Below are 8,166 nucleotides of genomic sequence, written 5' to 3'. Positions count from 1 at the left end.
TTTTTTAAAGAAATAAATCTCTAATTCCGATTTAATGTTTGTCAGTATTTTAAAGAACGTATGCGTTGTTGCGGGTGCAAAAGTAGAACCTTTATTCGTTTCTACAATAGCTTTTCGAAAGTATTTTGAAACTATTTTTTAATCTACTGATAACATGAAGTTTAAATTACGTGATTTTCAAGCATTTTAAAGACTCGAAGTTTATTTTGCCTTTTTACAGTGATTAATTAGACTCTACCACATAACAACAAGGAAAGATTTTAGCCGTTTTCAAGAACAAAATCATCTTTTCTAGCCTTTTCCCTAGCCCCGACAGCAACGAAAATCCTTTCTTGCCAGGGTTTGACAAGAAAGATTGTAGAGAATAGCGGGAAATAGCTACTAATAAAAAAAGACTAAAACAGTTATAAAATACCGTTTTAGTCTCTTTACACAATAAATCAACACTTAATTAATCGAATCGAATTGCTTTTACCGGGGTTATTTTAGTAATAATATAAGAAGGAATCAGCAAAACCAGAAAACAAACCCCAACCGTTAATACATTTAATAGTATAATATAAACGACATTTATATAAACCGGCGCTTGATTTACATAGTAATTCTCCGGATTAAGTTCAACTACTCCAAAATACTTTTGAATTAAGAGAATCGCAACACCTATTAGATTCCCCCAAAACAAGCCTCGGAATATTAAATAAGAAGCATTATACAAAAACATTTTTCGGATTGCCCAGTTACTAGCACCTATTGCTTTTAAAATTCCTATCATTTGTGTTCGCTCTAAAATCAAAACCAACAATGCCACAACCATATTGATTGTCGCCACTAATATCATTACAATAAGTATGACCACAATATTAAAATCAAACAATTGAAGCCATTCAAAAATATAACTGTATTTTTCAACTATCGTCTGCGAATCCAAAGTTGAACCGGTATGCTCGTAAACCTGTCCTCCAACAGTCTTGATATTATCAAAATCATTTACAAAAACCTCAAAAGCACCAACCTGATCTGACTTCCATTTATTAATTAGCTGAATATGTCGTATATCTCCCAATACATAAGTCGCATCAAATTCCTGAAAACCTGAATTAAAAATTCCAACGATTTTAAACCTCCTTATATTAGGTAATTTATTTTGCCCTTCTTTCATAAAGAAGGTATTGAACTCATCGCCTACTTTAAGCTTTAACCTATTAGCCAGAAACTGAGAAATCAACACTTCCGAATTCAGACTCGCAGATAAATTAGGCAATCTACCCGAAACCAGATACTCCTTTATATTATCCCATTTGTAGTCTGTCCCCACTCCTTTAAAAACAATTCCTTCAAAAGCTTCGGCAGTTCTTATAATTCCCGCCTTACTGGCAACAGCCTGGATATGGCTCACTTCGGGCACTGAACTAAATTTAGGATAAAACTTTTGGTTTTTAGAAACCGGAACCAAAGTAGCATCAGATTGATTATTATCAAAATTAGCAATAATAATATGTCCGTTGAATGCGGAAATTTTTTCCCGAATCTTTTGCTGAAGCCCAATTCCTGTAGCCACCGACACAATCATCATGATCATTCCGATAGCAATAGCCGAAATTGCAATTTTTATAATAGGCGCAGATATGCTACTTTTATTATCTTTAGCTGTAATGAGTCTTTTGGCAATGAAATATTCTAAATTCAAGTGATCTGTTTTCAAAATTGATGTCCAAAAATACAGCTTTATTCTTAGCCATTCACTAATCCAACCATATTATATACCAGATCCAGCGTTAACAATATAAATATTAAAGAGGCATTTTCTTTTTCATTTCCTCTACAATATTATAAGCCGCCGGACAAATTGGTATGTTCTTTAAAGTAATATCGGTTATTTGCTGAAACTTCTTTCTATCGGTATGCGGGAATTCCCGACAGGCTTTTGGACGCACATCATAAATAAAACAAGTATTATCCGAATCCAGAAAAGAACAAGGAACAGTTTGCAGAACATAATCTTTATCTTCATCTATGCGAAGATATTGCTCAATAAACTGCTGTGGTTTTTGCCTTAGATGTTTTGAAATTCGTTCAATATCGGCAGAAGTAAATAACGGACCAGTAGTTTTACAACAGTTAGCACATTCTAAACAATCCGTTTTCTTAAATTCAGCATCATGTAAATCTTGCATTACACAATCTAAATTCTTTGGTGTTTTCTTTTTAAGCTTATCAAAATACTTTTTGTTTTCAAGTTGCTTATCTTTGGCTAGTTTTCCGAGATCGTTTAAAGATGGTTTGAGCATTTGCAAATTTGATTTTCCGTTTATTTAAAAACAACGCCCCAAAATTACTCAAATCGGCAAACAATTTACCACATTACCCAATAAAACTATTATGAAAGACCTATTTGGCAAAGCCATTCTTGACTATCAAACGAATAATTCTCCAGAAGATTTAATTACTGAAACCACTATTTCGGAAGAAGACGAAATGAGTGTTTCTTATTTATTTCGAAATTTCGAAGCAATGCCTACTATAGAACAAAAAGCATTGCAATTAGCCAAAGGAAAAACACTGGATGTTGGTGCCGGCGCAGGGAGCCATAGTTTGTATTTACAAAACGAAAGAAATTTAGACGTAACCGCAATTGACATTTCAGCAAATGCTATCAAAGCCTGTCAACTACGCGGTATAAAAAAAGCTTTGGTCCAAGACATCCTGACTTTAGAAAATGAAAAGTACGATACTATTTTATTACTTATGAATGGCACAGGTATTTTTGGCACTTTAAAAAATACTCCTAAGTTTCTTCAAAAATTAAAATCCTTATTAAATCCCGGAGGACAAATTTTGATTGACAGTTCGGACATCATTTACATGTTTGACGAAGATGAAGACGGGGCATATGAAGTTCCAGCGAATGCTTATTATGGCGAATTAGAATTTACCGTTAGTTATAAAGGAGAAAAAGAAGATTCATTTCCATGGCTTTATCTTGATTACAACACACTTCAAAATGCTGCAAATGACAATGGATTGCAATGTGAATTAATTTTAGAAGGTGAGCATTATGACTACTTAGCTCGATTAAACTTATAAAAAAACAAAAAAGCCAAATAAAAATCTATTTGGCTTTTTTGTTTTACGGAATATTCAAATATTTATGTGTTTGCAATGACACTCTCCATTTTGGATTATTCATTACATACTCTACAATCAACGGAGTCATTTCTTCCTTTTTACTCCACTCCGGTTGCAAAAACAATATAGCCTTATCGTTTACTAATTCCGCTTGTTCTTCTGCAAAAATAAAATCATGCTTATTGTGAATTATCACCTTCAATTCATGAGCAGCGCTATAAACGGTTTCAGTTGGTAATTTATTTTTCTTAGGCGAAAGACAAATCCAATCCCAAGTTCCCGAAAGCGGATATGCTCCAGAAGTTTCAATGTGTACTTTCAAATTTTTATCTTTCAATCTAGAAGTCAACAAAGACATATCCCAGCTTAAAGGCTCTCCACCAGTTACGACAACGGTATCGGCATATTTACTGACATTATCAACTATGTGATCAATACTGGTAGGAGGATGCAATTCGGCATTCCAACTTTCCTTAACATCACACCAATGACAACCAACATCGCAACCACCGATTCTAATAAAATAAGCCGCTGTTCCTGTATGAAATCCTTCTCCCTGAATGGTATAAAATTCCTCCATCAAAGGCAACATAGCACCTTTGTTCACTTCTAATTGAATTTCTTTTGATAGCATTTTTATAATTTAGGGTGCAAAGATAACGAATTTGTAAAGAGATTACTTAATTTATCAATAGCTTAACAAATGTGCATAAAAAAAGCCAGTATTTCTACCGGCTTTCCTATTTTAAAATAAAATTATTGAAGTGTTTTCAATGATTGAGTAGCATATTTATTAGCCGGATCCAAAGCAAGCGTTTTATTAAAATGCTCAATTGCTTTTGGCTTGTCAAAGTTTGCATATCCTGCAGCCATAGTATTATAAGCCTCAACTAACTTTGTTTTCACAGTAGGCTTAGCTAATTCTTCAGGACCTTTAGCAGTAATATGATCAATATATTCTTGGTAATATTTAATCATCGCCTGATCATCCTCTAATAAACTATTTGTTCTTGCACGAGAAATATAAGCATCTACAGTTTCAGGAGAAGCTTCTATCACATGTCCATAAGCAATATCAGCTTTTTTCAATGCAATCATATCTCTTTCTGCTACCGGTTTCCCTGCATTAGCAAAATAAATAGAATTTCCTAAATAGAAATTATCAATTAAAAATGATTTACTCTCTTTATAAGATGTTGCAATTTCTAAAATAGCTGCAGCTTCTTTAAACATTTTTTTCTCATAGAACTTTTTCCCTAAATCTCCTAAACCATCTGCTACAGAAGGCTCAAGCTCAACTCCTTTGTTAATAAATGCTATACCCTCAGCATACAAAGCAGCATCAACGGCCGTTCCATCAGCATTAGTTCCTTTTCTAATTTTGGCTTGACCTAAATATAAATAATCCAAAGGAATTACTTTATTTGACGGATTATTTACAAAGCTCTGTAAAGAAGAAATGGCAGCATCATAATTACCATTTTCAAAAGCAGCATACCCTAAATATCTATAAATTCTTGGATTTACATTATCCAATTCTTTCATTTTATTAGCCTCAATCTCTAAAGCCTTGTAATCCTTAGCCAAAATCAAGAAATCAGCATGACGCATACGGGAAGCCAATGAATAATCAGTAAGCGACATGTATTTTTCATAATAAGTCAATGCTTGTTTAATGTATTGGTCGTAACGTCCAGGAACATTAAGTGCCCAGTAGTAATACGTTTGAGCTAACTCTCTATAAACCGGACCATAATTAGGACTTAAAGCAATTACTTCATTGTATGCAGCTACCGCTTCCTGATAAGCTTTTGCACCCTTTAACAATACTCCCAATTGCATTTTAGCTCTAATCAAAGTATTGTCTGCCTGAAAAGCATTACGGTAAGCTGAGAAAGCTTCATTTTGATTTTTATCTCCATAAAAAGCATCTCCCAAAGCTAAAAGAACTTGTGGTTCAGTTGGGTTTTTCTCTTTAGCAACAGCTAAAGTTGCAAGAGCCGCTTTATAATCAGGATGAGAATTATCCATATACGCCTTAGCTATATAAATATATTCATCAAAATCCTTTTTACGTGCCTGGCTTTTAGCTAATTCAAACTTAGCTTTTGCAGCAGTAGCATCATTATTCTCTAAATCAATTTGACCTAATCCAATATTATTAAAATGAGGTGCATCTTTAGCTTTTAATCCATCATTAAAAACAATCTTAGCCGAATCGATTACACTCTGATTCAAATAAATATTTCCTAAAAGAAAATAAGCTTTACCCGCAGATGGGTCGGCTTTTATAATTGATTTTAAAGATGTTTTTGCTTTTTGAAATTGTTCTGCATCAATCTGTTTTTTTACTTCATCAATATTTTGTGCCTGTAAGGCAGAAACTGAAGCAAAAACTGCAACACTTAAAAATTTAAATTTGTTCATTGTAACTTTATTTAATTTATTCATTTCCATTAATCGTTTCCTTATTTCTAATTCTCTTTGTCTATAATAAGAATCTTTCTACCCGGCATAGTTGTAGGCAACATACCTGATTTCAACACTATTCTTTGTCCAATTTCCCCGGCTAAGAATGAAGCAAATCCCATTCCTAAACCTGAATATCCCTGACAATTGATAATAAACAAATCACGTGCCAAAGGATAAGTCCCTTCTGCCAGATTATTTTGTGTAGGTGCAAAATAAGAATTTTTATTTAATCCTTTTACGCTTAAAACGTTAATATTAGTTAAATAATCTTTAATCTTTACCGTAGGCTGAAATAACCAATTCACACCAACAACCCCAATCATCCCATCGTTTTCAGAAACAAATTTCACTACTTCTTCATTTGACTTAAAAGAATAAACCCCATTTTGAGGAACTTCCTTTACTCCGGCTAAAGCAGTCATATAACGAACAGTGCTTGAATTAGGATTATCAAAAACCAAACCTTTAATCTTTGTTTGCATACTTCCTTTCAAAAATGCAACAACATCTTGCATCGCTATTAATGTATCCAAATCTTTTTTATTCGAAATTAAAGCAATTGCATCTGTTGCAACTTTTGTAGTTCTAGGTTTAATCTTTAATTGCTCAAAAATCTTTGTTTCATCGGTACTTAATTCTCTTGACAAAACAACTATCCTGGAAGTATCTTTAAGAAATGCCTGCATTGCTTCCTTTTCTGACTTAGCTTCAAGGACAATCTTAGCTTTATTATAAGTACTCTCAAAAACCGCTATTTGATCCTCAATTAATGGCTTGACAGTCTCATCAACCAATAAAGTTGTTTTACCCTTAAGTATAGTTTCTTTATTACTTTGCGAATCCGATTGTTTACATGAAACAAGTGATCCAATTACAAAAACAAAAGATACAGACAATAACAATATTATTTTTTTCATGACTCTTCCTTATTATCATTAATGATTCGCACACAACGAATAATAGCATACACTATCAAAAGTACCCCAAAAGCGATTCTGTAATTCGTTGGCATATTCATTGGTAAATTTGTCATAAACAAAACCATTAAACCCAAAATCAAATAAATCAAAAAAAACAAAACGGCTATAACGAGAAGAAATCGCTCTTTAAGCGATTTCTTCTTAATATTTGTAATAATTTTTTCAAACATTATTCTTGGCTTTGAATAGAAATTGGCAAAGAATATTGTACCCTAACTGGTTTTCCATTTTGAATACCTGGATTCCATTTAGGTGATTTTTGTAAAACTCTTATCGCTTCTTTTCCTGTTCCATAACCGATATCTCTTAATACTTTAATATCTGTTAACGAACCATCTTTTTCAACAACAAAAGAAACATAAACCTTTCCTTTTAACCCTTCTTCTTCAGGAACACGGTAGTTTTTACCTACGAACCCAAGGAATTTTTCAATACCTCCAGGAAAATCAGGTTTAACCTCAATACCTGCAGTACTATAAACCTGATCATCTACCTCTTCAACAACTTGGCTCGTTTTAGGACCAGTTCCAGCAGGCGCTACAGTTAATACTGCATCAGGATCTCCTTTAATAGTTTCAGTACCTGTTTTTTTATCTTTAATTTCCTCAATCTTTGGTGGTTCTTCAACCACATCTTCTGCCTTTGCAACCACCGGTTTAACAAATTTCACCTGATCTACTGCTGGAGGAGGTGGTGGAGGAGGTGGCGCATTCAATTTAGGCGGCTCTACTTTCTTTGGAGGTAACTTTACATTAGTAAGTTTAACCTCTTTAAGAGAATTATCTTCTTCACTTCCTTTAGGAATCAAACTGATAATAAGAGGAGCACTAACTGCCAAACTAAAAAAGAAAGCACCAATAAGCAGCGCTTTAACAGTAGTCTTACGGTTAGATTTTCTTAAATCATAAGCACCATAGAGTTTGTTACGACCTTCGAAAACAATTTCAACCCATTGGTTTTTTAATATATCTAATTTCATTTTTCTTAATTATTAGGTTATTAAGAAAACAAGATTGCTCTTATTTTCCTTCTAACAATTTTTGTTCCTCAGGTAAAAAATCATTAACGATTGTATATGTAGGAATTGAAGATATAGCCATTTCATCTAAAATATCAACCACATTTTTGTAAGTTGATTTTTTACCAGGCTTAATAATAACAATCATACCCTGTTCAGGCTTTCCTTTTGCAGCAGTATATGCAGCAACATCTTTTTTCCTTTTCAGTAATTCCTTGCGAATTCCGTCTTTACCGTAAGCGATAAGTTTTGGAGCCATAGGATTATTAACTAACCCCATGTAAAAAAACATCTTATCTTTCTCACCTAACAATACAGTCATCGTACGATTCTCATCAACCTTCATATCCTCAGTTTTATCCTTAGGATCTTTATCTGGCAACCCCAAACTCATCGATTGAGGTTTTGACAACGAAGTAGTAAGCATAAAGAAAGTGATAAGCAAGAACGCTAAATCCACCATGGCAGTTAAATCTACCTTCGAATTTTGCTTTTTACTTCTTACCTTGCCGCCTTTACCACCACCACTGTCGCCGGTATTTAATTCAGCCATTTTAGTATATTTTTTTT

General features: G+C 33.4%; 8 protein-coding genes. 1 reads left to right on the top strand and 7 read right to left on the bottom strand.

Annotation, left to right across the window (positions count from 1 at the left end; translation table 11 throughout):
• Positions 1 to 451 precede the first annotated feature (451 nt).
• Positions 452 to 1,687: an ABC transporter permease gene (locus EOD40_RS15070; RefSeq protein WP_128196925.1), complete on the bottom strand. Its 1,236-nt coding sequence runs from the start codon at positions 1,685 to 1,687 to the stop codon at positions 452 to 454.
• A 103-nt stretch (positions 1,688 to 1,790) separates the two neighbouring features.
• On the bottom strand, positions 1,791 to 2,288 hold the full coding sequence (locus tag EOD40_RS15065; RefSeq protein WP_128196924.1) for a YkgJ family cysteine cluster protein: 498 nt from the start codon (positions 2,286 to 2,288) through the stop codon (positions 1,791 to 1,793).
• 91 nt (positions 2,289 to 2,379) lie between these two features.
• Here EOD40_RS15065 and EOD40_RS15060 point away from each other — a divergent pair, with 91 nt between their 5' ends.
• Positions 2,380 to 3,084 (top strand): class I SAM-dependent methyltransferase, encoded by a 705-nt coding sequence (locus tag EOD40_RS15060; RefSeq protein ID WP_128196922.1) that lies wholly within the window; start codon positions 2,380 to 2,382, stop codon positions 3,082 to 3,084.
• A gap of 43 nt (positions 3,085 to 3,127) precedes the next feature.
• On the opposite strand, the gene EOD40_RS15055 is transcribed toward EOD40_RS15060, so the two are convergent.
• The 5 genes from EOD40_RS15055 to EOD40_RS15030 all read right to left on the bottom strand — a co-directional run bounded on the left by EOD40_RS15055 (position 3,128) and on the right by EOD40_RS15030 (position 8,149).
• Positions 3,128 to 3,760 carry a 7-carboxy-7-deazaguanine synthase QueE gene (locus EOD40_RS15055; protein WP_128196920.1) on the bottom strand — a complete coding sequence of 211 codons (633 nt, stop codon included), beginning with the start codon at positions 3,758 to 3,760 and terminating at the stop codon, positions 3,128 to 3,130.
• 122 nt (positions 3,761 to 3,882) lie between these two features.
• On the bottom strand, positions 3,883 to 5,553 hold the full coding sequence (locus EOD40_RS15050) for a tetratricopeptide repeat protein (protein WP_128196918.1): 1,671 nt from the start codon (positions 5,551 to 5,553) through the stop codon (positions 3,883 to 3,885).
• A gap of 47 nt (positions 5,554 to 5,600) precedes the next feature.
• Positions 5,601 to 6,515 carry a PstS family phosphate ABC transporter substrate-binding protein gene (locus EOD40_RS15045; protein ID WP_128196917.1) on the bottom strand — a complete coding sequence of 305 codons (915 nt, stop codon included), beginning with the start codon at positions 6,513 to 6,515 and terminating at the stop codon, positions 5,601 to 5,603.
• A 232-nt stretch (positions 6,516 to 6,747) separates the two neighbouring features.
• Positions 6,748 to 7,557 carry an energy transducer TonB gene (locus EOD40_RS15035; RefSeq protein WP_128196913.1) on the bottom strand — a complete coding sequence of 270 codons (810 nt, stop codon included), beginning with the start codon at positions 7,555 to 7,557 and terminating at the stop codon, positions 6,748 to 6,750.
• Between the two features lie 40 nt (positions 7,558 to 7,597).
• On the bottom strand, positions 7,598 to 8,149 hold the full coding sequence (locus EOD40_RS15030; RefSeq protein WP_128196911.1) for an ExbD/TolR family protein: 552 nt from the start codon (positions 8,147 to 8,149) through the stop codon (positions 7,598 to 7,600).
• Between the last annotated feature and the right edge of the window lie 17 nt (positions 8,150 to 8,166).

The organism is Flavobacterium sufflavum, from assembly GCF_004016525.1.
GTDB classification, from domain to species: Bacteria; Bacteroidota; Bacteroidia; order Flavobacteriales; family Flavobacteriaceae; genus Flavobacterium; species Flavobacterium sufflavum.
This window is presented reverse-complemented; position numbering and strand designations above follow the sequence as displayed.